This window comes from Rhizobium tropici CIAT 899 (genome assembly GCF_000330885.1).
In the GTDB taxonomy this organism is placed as follows: Bacteria; Pseudomonadota; Alphaproteobacteria; order Rhizobiales; family Rhizobiaceae; genus Rhizobium; species Rhizobium tropici.
On record NC_020061.1, the window covers coordinates 509,597 to 523,728 of the forward strand.

Below are 14,132 nucleotides of genomic sequence, written 5' to 3' on the forward strand. Positions count from 1 at the left end.
AAATGGCGCTGACTGCCCAGCGCTTTCGGGAAAAAGGGCCGCCGTAAGAAGGGTGTTGCTCGCGCCGGGGATTGGATCCAGCGACTGCAACGGGCATTGCGCCAAAGCGCATTGCAAAGCCCGCCAAAGCGCCATCCAGATTGCAAAAGTCGATCTGTTGGGCACCAAAAGCGGCCTCATAGAAGTCGGCAACCTCTGTTCCCGGCCATCCTCTAAGCTAAGAACAAAGACATTCCGATGCTGATATCGTTGGCTATCTCAATCCTCTCTCATCAGGGGAATCACCGAGTTCAAATATGCCATAAGCCGGTCGATACGATGGCATCGCGCAGGCAGGCGGCCGATGAAATCCGCCCGGCATTTCGAGACCGCAGGCCGCAGATCGTGACCTGGTCGATGCAGTCGAGCGTCGTTGCGTGAGGCACCTCCCTAACCAGTCCAATCCCGCTCTCTGTTGATGGAGTCCTGGCCCGGTTCCGGATCTTCCACCCGCGAGCGGTCCGCTAGCCATGCTGCGGCCGCTTCCGCGTCGCGCAGCGGTGATCGCGCCCTCCCCGGGCGGGCCTTTTGTGGAGTGATCGAGCGGGAATTGGGCCGCTCCGAAGGAACCACTCACATGTCGCACGAATCTCTCACTCGCCCAGTCCCACGCTTTCCAGCTCTCCCGCAACCTGATGGTCCCGGTCACCCTCTTCTCCGTCGACGGCGGATAACGGCGTCCTGCCGTCCGACGCAATCGACGCCGATGAACGATCTTGAGATCGTCCATGAATACACGCCTTGGCATTGAGCCGGCGGCATGGCCTGCGGCGTGCCGCTAGCGAGCGGCAGGCCGCAAGGGAGGCTTCGCCGCGGTCGACCTTGCACGATTCACCAAATTGCCAGCCGCGCCCTTGCGTCCTTTGCTCTTCGCGGCCGCTGAAGTGGCCGATGAATAGAACTGACGAGCAGGAGGCGATCGCTTTCGCGATCGGAAGGAAAATGGAGAGAAGAGAAATAGAATCGCTTCGCGACAAGGTAAGCTGCGCCGCCGTGCTGGATAAGAACGGGTTTGCCATTGACGTCAAGGAAAGCACCCGGCGGGCGGTCAAGTACCGCCGCGGCAGTGAGATCATCATCGTGACGCATGGAGGGCGTGGATGGTTCGATCCGCTCAGCGATGCGAAAGGCGATATCTTTGGATTGGTCGAGCACCTTGACCGTGTTGGCTTTTCGGCATGCGTCGCAAAGGTCGCGGACCTCATAGGCTTCCATATTTCCAAGGCTGAGTGGCAGCCTGGCATTCCGGACGGCCAATCCGACCTTCCGCTTGGCGATCGCTGGCAGGCGCGCCGCCGCCCCTGGCGGGGTTCATCAACATGGCGGTACCTGCAGGACGTGCGTTGCCTGCCGACGGTTCTTTTATGCTCGGCGATCAAACGCAACCTTCTTCGCGAAGGTCCGCAAGGCACCATGTGGGCCGCCCATACGAACGAGGCAGGCGGTGTCACAGGCTGGGAGGCGCGCGGTCCGCAATACCGCGGGTTCGCCTCGGGAGGAACGAAGGTTCTCTTTCGTCTGGGGTCGCGTGCAGCGGTGCGACTGGCCGTCACGGAAGCTGCGATCGACGCGATGAGCCTTGCGGCAATCGAGGGCCTGCGAGACGGCACACTCTACCTCAGCACCGGCGGCGGCTGGTCGCCGACCACGGCCGCGGCACTCCGCAGGCTTGCGTCGGGCCCCAACGTCCAGCTTGTCGCTGCCACCGACGCCAACCCACAAGGCGAGATGTTTGCCGAGCGACTACGCGCACTTGCCGAGGAGGCGGGATGCGACTGGATGCGACTTCGCCCGTCACAAGAAGACTGGAACGAAGTTCAGAAGCTACGCCCGAAGCGGGGCAGCGAGAAACAGAAATTGGAGGAAGAAGCGAAAGAGGAAGAGGCGTGCCGCAGGCGAGCCGGCCGCGTCAAGGGAGGCTTCTCCCGGCTAAAGCCAGCCCTGGATGCGGGAGGTCGCGATGCCGGCGGCAGGAAACGGATCACGAAGGACTGAAGAAGATGGCAGGGTCGAGAGGACTGAGCCGCGCTTGGTCCGCCCGCGCAAGGAGCCGCAAATGGCCTCTTCCCTCCGCAAGTGTTTCAGGGCGTCGCAAGCCGCCAGCAGATGTTTCCCACGTTCGACCGCCACGTCCAGCGACCCGATCGTCGGGACCGTGACGCAACTCCGCTCTATGCAGGCGAATGGTTCGAAATCCCCGAGGCCGAGCACGATTACATGTTCGAGATCCTGCCGCCGCTCTGGATCCGCGGCTCGCTGTTCGCGATGCGGGAATTCCTCACCGGCTCGGTGACATACGTGTTCTTCGCGCTGCGCATCGACGAGGCGATCCGTTACTTCCACGGTTACTGCGACCTCTCCGACAAGGTGTACGACGAAGTCGCCGCCAAGCTGCCGGTCCAACTGCGCCACCTCCCCGCGCCGATCGCATCTGTGCGCGACCTGGTTGCGCGCGGCAGCGCCGATGCCGCGACGTATGGCGGTTACCGCAATCGACGGCTATCACTACACAACCCTGCTGCAGCGCACCGGCGCAACCCAGGAGCTCGATCTTGCCGTCACCATGACGCCGCTCGGCGCGGTTTCACGGCTCGAGCATGCGCTCGACGGTGTCGATGAGGCGCAGGAGCGCTATCGGTATCGCTTGCACGAGGCCGAGCGGCGGTCTTGTCTCCTATCGCTCGCGCGACGGCGGCATGTTCGCGTTCGCGGACGACCTTTCCGACAAGCGCCAACAGGTTCGGGAGGTCGATGAGGTCCTGGCGACCGCGGCGCGCGGGGAAACGGCGGGGACGTCTGACGCCGCTTGACGATCAAGCCCGTCTCGATGGGTCGTCCGTGGCGGTGCAGCACGCGCATAGCTGCATTGCACAATAAATGTTTTCCTTCCGATCAAAAATTAATCATAGTGCACACAGCTGATGCACATGGCGGATTTCCTCCCAGTGCCGCCGCAGCAGCTGTTCCCCTCTGGAGGTTTATTGACCTTCACGCTTCATGGGCCGCGGTTTTCGCTGGCCCATTTTTTTTGTTCAGGTCATCCGACGATTTATCCGCGCACGATCCTGACGCGACTCCCCTTGCCAGCAAACTGCGCGTGGTCCGATAGCATCTGACACTTTCGGGCTTGTGAGGCATGGGCCCCTTGTCCATCTTGTGGTCTTCGGTCCATTAGGACAGATTGGAGCTATCGAATGCCTGAAACACGTTCACCGCGACTTGCTGTACTAATTGACGCTGACAATGCGTCGGCCAAGATCGTTGACGGCTTATTCGAGGAAATAGCCAAAATCGGCGAGGCGAGCGTCCGACGCATATACGGTGACTTCGCAAACGCTCGCTCGAAAGCCTGGATCGACGTCCTTGCCAGGCACGCGATCATTCCGCAGCAGCAATTTGCCTACACGACCGGTAAAAATGCCTCTGATATCACACTTGTGATCGACGCCATGGACCTCCTCCACAGCGGGCGCTTCGACGGCTTTTGCCTTGTTTCCTCCGACAGCGATTTTACACGCCTCGCCTCTCGGATCCGTGAGCAAGGCATCGATGTGTTCGGTTTTGGCGAGCAGAAAACGCCCGAAAGCTTCCGCCAGGCGTGCCGGAGGTTTATCTACACTGAAAACCTCCTCTCTTCAGCGCCTACAAATGGTGGCGATGCTACTCAGGCAACTCCTTCGCTCCAGCCGCCAAGTGCAGCGGCGCCGATCATCAGAAAGGTCATCGCGCAGATGGAGAGTGAGGATGGTTGGGTGCCGCTCGGCGCAGTCGGAACGCAGCTTGCGAACCTCTCTTCAGACTTCGATCCCCGAACATATGGATTCAGGAAGCTCAGCGACCTCGTGAAGAAGACAAATGCGTTCGAGATAGACCATTCGGACAGCAGACCTCTGCGCATCCGCGTCAAACAACCTTCTGCCAAGAAAAGCGCCAAGTGACGTTTAGTACGGGTCTCCATCAGCACGTTTTGGTTCGCCGCATCCTCCAAGCTTTGTGGTGAGAGAGCAAGGGATAGGCGAATGGAAATGGAAGAAAAGATGGAGGAAGACTACTCGCAGATCGAGTAGCCGGGCGTCGCTGACGCTCAACCGCGCCGCTCGCAATGGCGGCCACTGGTCCTCGCAGGGCTGTCAGCTCCGCTCGTCCTTCGCGGCAGCGATGCTCGGCCGCAGTTGCACCCGGCTGCCCGCTCCGCGCTTCGGGTCGTGTCTTCGGAAGGAATGAAGACGCGAAGGACAGGCAGAGGCCTGTCCAATCCTCGAAAAGGAATATCCCATGCAATTGATGAAGGTCGATCCGCGTGCGTTAAAGGACGACCCCGACAACACGCGCCAGTCGAAGTCGACGCCCCAGGCCGACGCCCTGCTTGGCGACGATCAAGGCCGTCGGCGTGATCCAGCGCCGGTCATTTCCCGGAAGCCGGCGGCAACGGTTACATCATCGAAGCCGGTCACCGCCCCACCAGTGTGGCGATCGCCGCCGGTATCGAGGAAATCGACGTGGTCGTGGTCGCGGTGGCCAACGACAACGGCGCGATGCGCTCGATGACCGAGAATATAGCTTGTGCCTTAATCCCATCGATCAATGCGCGGCATCGAGCGGCTGGTCGCGCTCGGCTGGACCGAGGAGGCGGTCGCCGTAGCGCTTGCCTTTCCCGTCCGCCAGATCCGCAAGCTTCGTCTGCTCGCAAACCTCTTGCCCTCCATGCTCGATCAGATAGCCAAGGGCGATATGCCGAACGAGCAGCGGCTCAGAACGATTGCGGCCGCCTCGCACGACGAGCAAAAAGAGGTCTGGAAGGCCCACTAGCCGAAGAAAGGCGAACGGCGGCCTGGTGGCAGATCGCCAACGGTCTCACAAAGACCCGTATGTATGCACGTGATGCAAGCTTCGGCGACGATCTGCGCCAGGCCTATGGGATCGAGTGGGCGGAGGACCTGTTCGGCCCTGCCGATGAGGACAATCGCTATACCACCAATGTCGAAGAGTTGCTTGGCGCCCAGCAGGAATGGATGGCGAGCAACGTGCCGAAGAAGGGTACCATCGTCGAAGTCAACAATTGGGGCCAGCCGGACCTGCCGAAGAAAGCCGAACGCGTCTACGGCAAGCCAGGCAAAGGCGACTGTACCGCGATCGCGAGGGCAAGGTGCACAGCGTCCACTGCCGGATGCCGGAGGTCAGGAAGCCCACCGGTCAGACCGGCCCGGCAGCTGATGGGGCGGAGGAGGCCCGTAACAGCCGAGGCCGGCTGATCCGCAAGGAGGGCGAGCGCAGCCTCGGCGCCACCAGCCTTTCGTGGGAGCGCCTGTCGTTGATTTGAGGACGTCACCTTCCTCCCCATGCCGGATTGCCCTTCGTTTTGCTGCGGTCTGAACCGGCGGCCGTGCGCTTCCAGGCCGCTATCGCGCCGCGGAGCGGCCGGACCCCGCCGTCCTTCACGGAGCAGGCTTGCGTGCTTTATCGAGGACAGGTTGCCCTCTTCGCACGCAAACCGGCTCCGCTCGTCCAGGAGGGGCCGGACCTTGAGGCGCCCGTCTTTCCGCCGGTCCGGGGTGACCGCACCGAAGGGCAAGCCGGCATGGGGCCGGAGCCGCTTCGGACGACCTCGAAAGGAAACGACCATGGCCAAGTCCACTCCCTCATCCCGGCAATCCACGCGTGTCGTGCAACTGCGCAAAGGCGCCACCGTCGACATGGTTCGGCTGACTTGCCCCGACGCCATGCAGGCGCTGAAGATCGCCGAGAGTTTCGGAACCGCCGTCATCGACAGCGACGGCATCCGCGACCTGCACGAGCGGCTCGTCACGGAGACAGCCGACGCGCTCGGCGACGGCCTTGGCGACAAGGCCATGCAGATCCACCTGCAACGGATCGTCGGCGCCTACGTCGGCTCCGCCCATGGCGCCGGCCAGTTCTACAGCCGCGCGGTCACCGAGGCACGCGATGCCACGGCCAAGGCCGCCAACGATGCCCGGGACGAGGACCTCGACGGTCCCGTCGGCTATGACAGCGCCGCCCAGCGTAAGCGCGAATTTGCCGCCGACATGGGCATACAGGCCCATTCGCTCAGAATGGCGGCGGAAGGCGCCGTCGCCGCCTATGTCCAGGTGATCGGCGAGAGCTGGAAACCGTTCGACCGTCCCGTCGAACAACCGGGCCGCGCGCTCGACCGCAAGGCTGCCGAAGCGCAGATCTCCGCCTTCGACTAGCCACTTCCGGCGGGGTTCCGGCCCCGCCTTTTCCATCAACTCGAGCCGGCCGGTTCCATGGCGGGACCGGCCTGTTGTCGTTTTGCGAACCCGGCCAGCAAGGAAAAAGAAATGAAGCCGATGGCACGCCCGTCGCCGCCCGTTCCTTCGTCGGGTCTGCAGGAGCCGCCGGCGGATGCAACGGCTTCGCCGTCCTCCACTGCGTTGCGGCTGTTCCGGTGCATCCACCGGCTGATCTGCTCCTGCTTTCGCCCTCCGTAACGGGCGGCGACGGGCGCGGCCTTGAAACGGAGGTTTGGATATGAGCAAGACAGAAAATCAGCGGGGCGATCTCTACAGCCGCATCACCGACAGGATCATCGAAGACCTGGCGAAAGGCGTGCGGCCCTGGATGAAACCATGGAATTCGGCGAACACGGCAGGCCACATTACCCGCCCGCTGCGTTACAACGGGCAACCCTATTCTGGCGTCAACGTGCTGCTTTTATGGTCGGAGGGTATCACACGGGGTTATACGTCATCCACATGGATGACGTTCAAGCAGGCCCTGGAACTGAGCGGCGCAGTGCGCAAGGGCGAGACCGGCACGACCGTCGTCTTCGCAAGCCGATTCACCAAGTCCGAAACCGACGGGAACGGCGGCGAGGTCGAGCGGGAGATCCCTTTCCTGAAAGCCTACAGCGTCTTCAACGTCGAACAGATCGACGGACTTCCCGACCAGTATCATCACCGGCCGGCACCGGTTCTCGATCCGGTTGAACGGGTTGGGCATGCCGATCGGTTCTTCCGCGACACCGGCGCTGCAATCCGCCATGGCGGCAACCAGGCCTTCTTTGCGCCTGCCGCCGATCTCATCCAGATGCCACCATTTGAGAGCTTCAAGGATGCGGCAAGCTACTACGCGACTTTAAGCCACGAGGTCACGCACTGGACGGCGCCGGCCCACCGCCTCGCTCGCGACCTCAGCCGCTATGCCAAGGACAAATCCGAGCGAGCCCGCGAGGAACTGATAGCGGAGCTCGGTAGCTGCTTCCTTTGCGCCGATCTCGGGATTGTTCCCGAGCTCGAGCCCCGCCCCGATCACGCCTCCTACCTCGACTCCTGGCTTAAGGTCCTGACCGACGACAGACGGGCGATATTCCAGGCGTCGGCGCATGCGCAACGGGCCGTAGCGTTCCTGCATTCGCTGCAGCTCGCCGCAGCCGACGAGCGGCTCGTCGCGTGAAGACTTGTCAGCGCCGGTCGTTGGCCTCGCCAGCGGTCGGCAACTCTTGCCCGTCGGTCGGGGGGCGCGTCACGATCAGCCGCGAGGTCCAGTTTGCCCCAGATCGAGGTTGTCCGGTCGATCGGCTTGAGCTTCCGGGACGGCTTGATTTCGACGATAAACGGCTTTGTCTGCTGACGTATAGATCCTCAGGCGACGGTTCGCGAGGCGCCGCGATAGCGCGGAGCGGGCAATGCAACGCCCTCACGCTGGGTGGTTCTGCGAGGTTTGGGCTAGGCATGTGGACAAGACAGCGGACTGATCGTTGTAGCGTCCGGGCAGGCACCGGGGACGGGCTGCCATTGCCATATCCCTTCGAGCACTGCAGCAAGCCACGTCCTTCGCGGGCTCGATGAGGCATGTCTGATCGAAGACCGGCTTCGCCTCGATCGTCTTCCCGCAACGGCCTTGCGAAACTTTCTTCCGCTGAGCGCGATGCGCTCATTCCTCGCGGAGCAACAAAGCTTCTCCTGGCCGCCCGCCATTTCATTTCGGCCCTACGGGTGCGGACCGATCGTCCCCGATCCTTGCGACAGCCATCGAGGCCGCGATGGGCGCGGCCCGAGACAGCAAAGGAATACGACAATGGCAACCATCGGCACCTTCACCACCTCCGAAACCGGCTTCAACGGATCGATCCGCACGCTCGCCCTCAACGTCAAGGCCCGCATCGCCCGCATCGAAAACCCCTCCGACAAGGGCCCGCACTTCCGCATCTACGCAGGCAACGTCGAGCTGGGCGCGGCCTGGCAGAAGCGCTCCGAGCAGGACCGCGACTACCTCTCGGTCAAGCTCGACGATCCGAGCTTCCCTGCCCCGATCTACGCGACGCTCACAGAGGTCGAGGGCGAAGAGGGCTACCAGCTGATCTGGTCCCGCCCTAACCGGGACTGACACGCAGACGGCCCCGCTAAAGCGGGGCCGTCGATCTCTCGGTTAAAGGCCGGCTCAGCGGTCCGCAAACCCTTACGTGTTCAAGGCGTCCTTCAGAGCCTTGGCAGGCTGGAAGCCCAGCTTTCTTGCCGCAGCAACCTTGATCGCCGCACCGGTCGACGGATTGCGGCCTTCGCGCTCCGGGGTATGCTGTCGGGTAGGAACGACCCGTTGCCGGGCCGCTCCTCCCTAAGAACTGTACGTGCGAGTTTCCCAGCATACAGCTCAAGCCTCCGCCAAGCCCTGTTAGACCAGAGCCGCCAGTTCCTGTGCATCGGTATGAGATGTGGAATCACCGGGCCGATCCGTAACTTCCGACGGCAGACCGCGCCTTCCGGCGAAGTAGCTGTCCCACATGGGATCGAAAGGATTCGCTTCGGCGCGGATTTTGCAGTGGCGACGTATCGGTACGTCGGATGCGTGGATGAGGCGGATGAACTTGAAGTTTCCTGCCTTATCCTTCATCCCGGTGCGGAATACCCAGTCTCGTGTACCTTCCCGAGCGAAGTAACGATACTTCACCCAGCGAAGCGGCTTGTCCGGGTGTCTACGACAGGCCCACTGCCAGAGACATTTCCAGATGAGATGATCGACCTTGCGAAAGGTCTCCTTCGCCACCTGGTTGTGATGATAATTGGTCCATCCCCTTATGACCGGGTTTAGCGACATTATCAGATACTCCTGCTTCACATCGGCGGCACCCTTGGTGATAGTTCGGATCTTGCGCATAAACGCCACCACGTTCTTCTTGGCGGGTTTGATGTGGGTATGCCCATCATATCTGCGCACGTTCCAGCCGAGGAAGTCGAAACCTTCCTCGACCCGCACGATGCGAGTCTTTTCTTCAGACAGAGACAGGCCCCGTTCTGACAGAAATTCCTCGACCATAGATTTCGCCTCCTCCAGCACTTCTTTTGAAGCACCTGTGACGACGAAGTCATCGGCGTAACGTATCAAGTGGACCTTGGTCAGGCTGTTGCGACGTCTTGGGCCGTAGAAGTCCCGTAACATCTTTTCCATTCCGTCCAAGGCCATGTTGGCGAGCGTGGGCGAGATTATTCCCCCTTGCGGAGTTCCCGCTTTCGTCGCGTGCCAGTCACCGTCCTTTATGTAACCGGAGTCCAGCCACTTCCGGAGCACCACCTTGTCCATGGGGATGTTGGCGATGAGCCAGTCCTTGCTGATTTCGTCGAAGCAGCCAGCAATGTCCGCATCCAAGACCCATTCCGCCGTGCCGCGCCCGCGCAGCGCGATAAAGCACTGCCGGGCCGCATCACGGGTTGCTCGATACGGTCGAAAACCGTACGAATTAGGGTCTGCCGTCGTTTCCGCGACAGGTAGCAGAGCGAGCAGGTGAAGTGCCTGCATGGCCCTGTCCTTCATCGTCGGAATACCGAGCGGACGCAGTTTCTTGCTGTTTGCTTTCGGGATATATACCCGCCTCAACGGCAAAGGATGATACCCACGCCGTTTGAGCGACAATAATCCTCTGACGCACTTATCCGGTGTGTCCCAGATGATCCGGTCCACTCCGGGTGTTCTCTTTCCCTGATTTCCAGTAACCCGTTTCACCGCAAGCGCCTTGCCGCTGAACGAGTGGGTCAGCAGCCGTTGCAAGGCTTTCACCTTGCCCCAGCGACCTTCCTTAACTGCCTTCGCAATACGCATCTGCAGCCGTCGCACGTGTTGGTAAGCCTTGCGCCAGTCAATCTGGCCCCAGCTCGCCGCTTCGCGGGAGGCCGCACCAGTCACTGTTGTGACCGTCATTTGCCTGTCCTCCTGCCGAGGGTTCTGCACATTCTCTCGCGACGGGAGACCCGTCGGAAGTCTGCTCCCTTTCGGGCGGGGTGATGTTGGCGAGCCGCAACCCCTGTCCAAACCATTACAGTCCGGCGTTCGCTTTCTCCGACATCCTCTGCCCGCACCGCCAACAACTTTCCTTGCGGTCGGCCTGCCCATTGCCGGGCGACGATGCGGGTTTACCGTGTTTCACCTAAATAACGCGGGCGGGTTAGACCCTGCCTATCCGCCGGCGGTCCTTCGTCCGTGTGCCTCCAAAGTGAAGAGAAGCATCCGACCGCACACCTTTTGGTTCAAGCCTGTCAGCATCTTTGGCTTGTCAAATTTCACGACGTTTATCAGCAGTTCATTTGCATTGATCATACCACCCAGCCTAGCGCCCCATCCGCATTGATGCTCGCAGAAGATGCCTCAGCCTCACGACATCGGCATGGCCCGAAGGCCCGGCTACATTGTCCCGGCAGCTTCAAACCGGACCGTTACCAGTCCCGCATGTGCCGGTAGGCTACTGATGACGGAACATCAGGTTTGTCCCGGAATATAAATCCCGTACAAACAATTACTTAGGCGACTTTCACGTCGCACTCACCTTGAATTTCCCGAAGCCGGGAATGAACGTCTCGGCGCCGGAGGTGGCAGCGGCCGTGATCGCCGCAAATACAGCTTCGACGATCGCCTTTCCCTGCACCTTCGTCAGGCCGTGGTCTGACGCGATCTTGTCAGCGATTTCATTTGTCGTGGTCATCGATTTCTCCTCGTTTCAAGAAGGAAATCATTTCCACCGGAGCCGCAGCCTGTCACGCAAACACCTATCTGGAGGCCAGACAATCGACGGTTCTCCACAGAAAGTGCGGAATCACGACTCCTTATTCGGTTGCGATGGACCGAACCGCTTTGGCAACGACCTCCAGAGCGTGCACGTCGAGTTCAATGACCCCATCAGACTTCTCGCCGATCGTTTTCGGCTTTGCGCCGCTGTTGTCCCAGATCCAGGCCTTGTCGGCTTGTTCCAGAAACCAGGGAAATTGCTCAAGGGACCGTTGGTACCGCTGGCGGACTTTTTCGTCGGGTACCGGATGTCCGCCTTTGGCTACGCGCAACTTGATCCGCTCGATCGAGCGCTCGGGGCTATCGACGACGACATATAAGAACCAGACCGCGAATCCGAGCGCCTTCGCCGCTACCACGAGACGTCGATACTTCTCTGTCGACAGGACTGTTTCGACGCCGATTGTTTTGTGGACGTTGATCGACGCTTCAAGCCAAGACTCGATCCGTTGAACCGCGGTTAGGTTGGCTTCCAGCGGCGGTCTGGACTCGACTTTGCTGATTCTGGCAGCCAGTAGATCCGGATTTACGATCCAGACTGAGCGACCTTCCATTTCAAGGTCGGCATTCTCGTACACGCTGCTTTTCCCAGAGCCATTTGGCCCGGCGATGATCAGGAAGACTGGCTGCTCAATCTTCGATGGGAGCACGATCAAGGACGCCAGTTACAGCCTTGTTCTCGCGACGCGCCTTGGCGACATTCTTGCTGAACACGTAGCTCAGATCTTTTCCGAGCGTCTTGCTCTGCGCGTCGATCGTCCGAACAGTCAGAAACTGCCCGGTACCTGCGTCACGCACGCGTTTCTGCGTGACCGCGGTATCGCGTACGCCGACTTTGGCACTTCCAAATTTTTTGACGACGACTTTGGCCATGTCTGCTCCAACCTTTCCGCAAATATAGCAATCATTTTCCCACCCGAAAAGAGCCTGTTGGCTTTTGACTGGAGGGTGTGCGAGCCTTGCTATGAGAGCGAACGGCTTCACGTTGAAGGCGAAGCAGCCGAATCGCATTGCGAAATCTACCAGGCGTGGGCCGCCACTGTCATGTCCCTTTGTCTGGTTATTCGTGGCTCCAGGGGCGCCTCGATGGGGCACGTCTGACGCGGACCGGCTGCGCCTCGCTCGCTACCCGCAACGGCGCTTCGAAATTTTCATCACCAACCGGGACTGAGCCGGAAACGCCCCACCGTGAGGCGGGGCCGACTGGCCAGATAGGCAAGCCGACGACAGACATCGAGCCTGCCGCCGGCTTTTTCGGTGCGATACGGAACCGGAATATGTTCGGCGTCAAGATCCCGTTCTTCGTCGAGATCGAGATGTCCTTCGAGACCGACTGGAACAGGCGCCGATGAGGCCCGCTTCGGCGGGCCATTCTCATGTTGGCACGGAGGTGCGTGGACGATAGCCGCGCTTTCGTTTCTGCCGCAGCAGGTCGAGAAACAGTTCGACTGCTTCCTCTTCCCGCCCGAAATGGTGGACCATCATCTGACCCTTCGTGCCGATGCGGCCCCATTTCCGGAGCAGGCAGACATCCCCGAACAGGTTGGGCTCGATCGACATGGCGTAGTAGCGCGCCATGTTTCTGGCGGCGTCAGAGCGTTCGACATAAAGATGGTACGGTTGCGCGATCATGAGACAAGAATCGCCTATGCCGGGAATCGCGTCCAACGAGACTTATGAATCGGTCGGCAAGGATCGATTCATATCGCTGATGACCTGCGACCGGACACGATGGCCTTGCTCGAATTTGCCTGATGACGGTCCGTGCGGATGGCGACCATCGATAAGGAACTTAAACCAATTCCGCGGGATTTCCTTTCGAGGCTGGGCTTGGCACAATGAGCGTCTTCGACTGCCGCCGACATCAGATGATAGAGGTTTAATTTCAGGGAGCTTCGCTTTTTTTAGGCGTGCGCTGGCGCAGGTTTCTCACTTCGCCGGGATTTCACCTCCGAGAAGATCATAAATTTCGAAAATAGCATGAGGATGTCACATGAAAGGCTATCTTCCCTATGTCATCGGCGCATTGTTGGGCGCCATCGTCGCGGTCGCTGTGTCCATTCTCTTCGGCCTTGATGGGATGTTCCAGCTTGCGGTCTTGGCGCTGCTGCCGGTTCTGGGTGCTGCGCTGGTCGAGCGCTTTTACTATCGCGGGTCACGAGCGCGCTAACGTGACTATCAACAGATGGATATCGGGCCTCGGTCGTGCAAAGCCGACGGTTCTTGGGCGAGACGCCTGCGGCGCACGGCTCTATTCGCGATGCTCACGGTGCCCGAAAACGGTCTCCGCCCATCCAGGTGCGATCCTCTCGCAGCCCCTCACCCGCACCATCCATGTCTTGCGCCGTCCCAGCGCCGGGCAAGACCTTCATCGATGAGGCGGTCGCCGAGCGAGCGCCCTTCCCGTGTAACGGTCCGGAGTTTTCGGCCATACTTGTCCTCGTCCCGCAAGCCTACTGACAACGAGAACTTGCCGGCGTTCAGAAGCGCCAGCAGGCGCGCTTTCGCTGCCTCGCCCTTGATCCGTTCCGCCTCGCAGCGCGGTGGGCTGAGCTCCGGCGTGTCGATGTCAGCGATGCGGATTTTTTCTCCCCCAAACCAGAAAGTGTCGCCATCGACGACGCAGTTCATTCGCACGCTCTCGCCGCACAACGAAAACGTGGCCTGCGACGTATCCGTTGTCGGCGCCTTGGCCAAAGCTAAGATGCCAGAAAGATCGCCGGCGCCGGCAAACGCAAACCATCCGCCTGCTCCAATGATGATGGCTGAGATGACCGCCATCAGCGACTTGCGCGGGCCGTTCTGTCCAGTTCGGAATTTTCGCTGCGGCCGATATCGATCGCTCCCGCGGCCGGATTTGCGCCGCGGTCTCAACGGCACCACATTCGATTTCGCCACGTGCCTGTCCTCTGCTGTTCGCATCAATCTACGTCGAGCCCGGTTTCTTCTGTCTTTACGAACAAGCCGGCCTCAGATGGAGTTTAGGAGCGGGCGCAGTCGGTCCCGCCTCCCCGGTGTGGGCCACTATGTTGAGGCTCCTGCGGCTGCGCTTTTTCCCG

General features: G+C 60.7%; 14 protein-coding genes and 3 pseudogenes. 10 read left to right on the plus strand and 7 right to left on the minus strand.

The window, feature by feature from the left end:
• Positions 1–930 precede the first annotated feature (930 nt).
• The 8 genes and pseudogenes from RTCIAT899_RS22020 to RTCIAT899_RS22060 all read left to right on the plus strand — a co-directional run bounded on the left by RTCIAT899_RS22020 (position 931) and on the right by RTCIAT899_RS22060 (position 8,406).
• Positions 931–2,034: a DUF3991 and toprim domain-containing protein gene (locus RTCIAT899_RS22020; RefSeq protein ID WP_240535449.1), complete on the plus strand. Its 1,104-nt coding sequence runs from the start codon at positions 931–933 to the stop codon at positions 2,032–2,034.
• Between the two features lie 111 nt (positions 2,035–2,145).
• Positions 2,146–2,658 carry a DUF1419 domain-containing protein gene (locus RTCIAT899_RS22025; RefSeq protein ID WP_210305302.1) on the plus strand — a complete coding sequence of 171 codons (513 nt, stop codon included), beginning with the start codon at positions 2,146–2,148 and terminating at the stop codon, positions 2,656–2,658.
• Positions 2,655–2,849 carry a hypothetical protein gene (locus RTCIAT899_RS33980; RefSeq protein WP_028755183.1) on the plus strand — a complete coding sequence of 65 codons (195 nt, stop codon included), beginning with the start codon at positions 2,655–2,657 and terminating at the stop codon, positions 2,847–2,849. The genes RTCIAT899_RS22025 and RTCIAT899_RS33980 overlap by 4 nt, the downstream gene beginning before the upstream one ends.
• Before the next feature lie 384 nt (positions 2,850–3,233).
• Entirely contained in the window at positions 3,234–3,977 is a 744-nt protein-coding gene (locus RTCIAT899_RS22035; RefSeq protein WP_004119790.1) for an NYN domain-containing protein, read from the plus strand.
• A 337-nt stretch (positions 3,978–4,314) separates the two neighbouring features.
• Positions 4,315–5,278 (plus strand): annotated as a pseudogene (locus tag RTCIAT899_RS22040) (ParB N-terminal domain-containing protein); the annotation flags it as partial.
• A 382-nt stretch (positions 5,279–5,660) separates the two neighbouring features.
• Positions 5,661–6,248 (plus strand): hypothetical protein, encoded by a 588-nt coding sequence (locus RTCIAT899_RS22045; RefSeq protein WP_004119792.1) that lies wholly within the window; start codon positions 5,661–5,663, stop codon positions 6,246–6,248.
• Positions 6,249–6,549: 301 nt separating this feature from the next.
• The gene (locus tag RTCIAT899_RS22055; RefSeq protein WP_028755179.1) at positions 6,550–7,473 is read left to right on the plus strand and encodes an ArdC family protein; all 924 of its coding nucleotides are present in this window, start codon (positions 6,550–6,552) and stop codon (positions 7,471–7,473) included.
• Positions 7,474–8,097: 624 nt separating this feature from the next.
• A complete protein-coding gene (locus RTCIAT899_RS22060) occupies positions 8,098–8,406 on the plus strand; it encodes a DUF736 domain-containing protein (RefSeq protein WP_004119799.1) in 309 nt (102 codons plus the stop codon).
• Between the two features lie 72 nt (positions 8,407–8,478).
• Here RTCIAT899_RS22060 and RTCIAT899_RS32510 read toward each other — a convergent pair.
• The 5 genes and pseudogenes from RTCIAT899_RS32510 to RTCIAT899_RS22080 form a co-directional block, all read right to left on the minus strand.
• Positions 8,479–8,598: pseudogene (locus RTCIAT899_RS32510) on the minus strand (HU family DNA-binding protein); the annotation flags it as partial.
• Between the two features lie 93 nt (positions 8,599–8,691).
• Positions 8,692–10,212 (minus strand): group II intron reverse transcriptase/maturase, encoded by a 1,521-nt coding sequence (gene ltrA / locus RTCIAT899_RS22065; protein ID WP_004119807.1) that lies wholly within the window; start codon positions 10,210–10,212, stop codon positions 8,692–8,694.
• Between the two features lie 610 nt (positions 10,213–10,822).
• Positions 10,823–10,990: pseudogene (locus tag RTCIAT899_RS22070) on the minus strand (HU family DNA-binding protein); the annotation flags it as partial.
• A gap of 121 nt (positions 10,991–11,111) precedes the next feature.
• On the minus strand, positions 11,112–11,690 hold the full coding sequence (locus RTCIAT899_RS22075; protein ID WP_244441510.1) for an ATPase: 579 nt from the start codon (positions 11,688–11,690) through the stop codon (positions 11,112–11,114).
• Between the two features lie 13 nt (positions 11,691–11,703).
• On the minus strand, positions 11,704–11,946 hold the full coding sequence (locus tag RTCIAT899_RS22080) for a hypothetical protein (RefSeq protein ID WP_004119810.1): 243 nt from the start codon (positions 11,944–11,946) through the stop codon (positions 11,704–11,706).
• Between the two features lie 179 nt (positions 11,947–12,125).
• Between RTCIAT899_RS22080 and RTCIAT899_RS22085 the strand changes: the two genes are divergently transcribed.
• Positions 12,126–12,425 (plus strand): hypothetical protein, encoded by a 300-nt coding sequence (locus RTCIAT899_RS22085; RefSeq protein WP_004119811.1) that lies wholly within the window; start codon positions 12,126–12,128, stop codon positions 12,423–12,425.
• 22 nt (positions 12,426–12,447) lie between these two features.
• On the opposite strand, the gene RTCIAT899_RS22090 is transcribed toward RTCIAT899_RS22085, so the two are convergent.
• The gene (locus tag RTCIAT899_RS22090; protein WP_004119812.1) at positions 12,448–12,705 is read right to left on the minus strand and encodes a WGR domain-containing protein; all 258 of its coding nucleotides are present in this window, start codon (positions 12,703–12,705) and stop codon (positions 12,448–12,450) included.
• Positions 12,706–13,066: 361 nt separating this feature from the next.
• Between RTCIAT899_RS22090 and RTCIAT899_RS33870 the strand changes: the two genes are divergently transcribed.
• Positions 13,067–13,243: a hypothetical protein gene (locus RTCIAT899_RS33870; RefSeq protein WP_015342042.1), complete on the plus strand. Its 177-nt coding sequence runs from the start codon at positions 13,067–13,069 to the stop codon at positions 13,241–13,243.
• Between the two features lie 149 nt (positions 13,244–13,392).
• Here the strand turns inward: RTCIAT899_RS33870 and RTCIAT899_RS22095 are convergent, their stop codons facing one another.
• Positions 13,393–13,971 (minus strand): thermonuclease family protein, encoded by a 579-nt coding sequence (locus RTCIAT899_RS22095; RefSeq protein WP_004119813.1) that lies wholly within the window; start codon positions 13,969–13,971, stop codon positions 13,393–13,395.
• Positions 13,972–14,132: the final 161 nt, after the last annotated feature.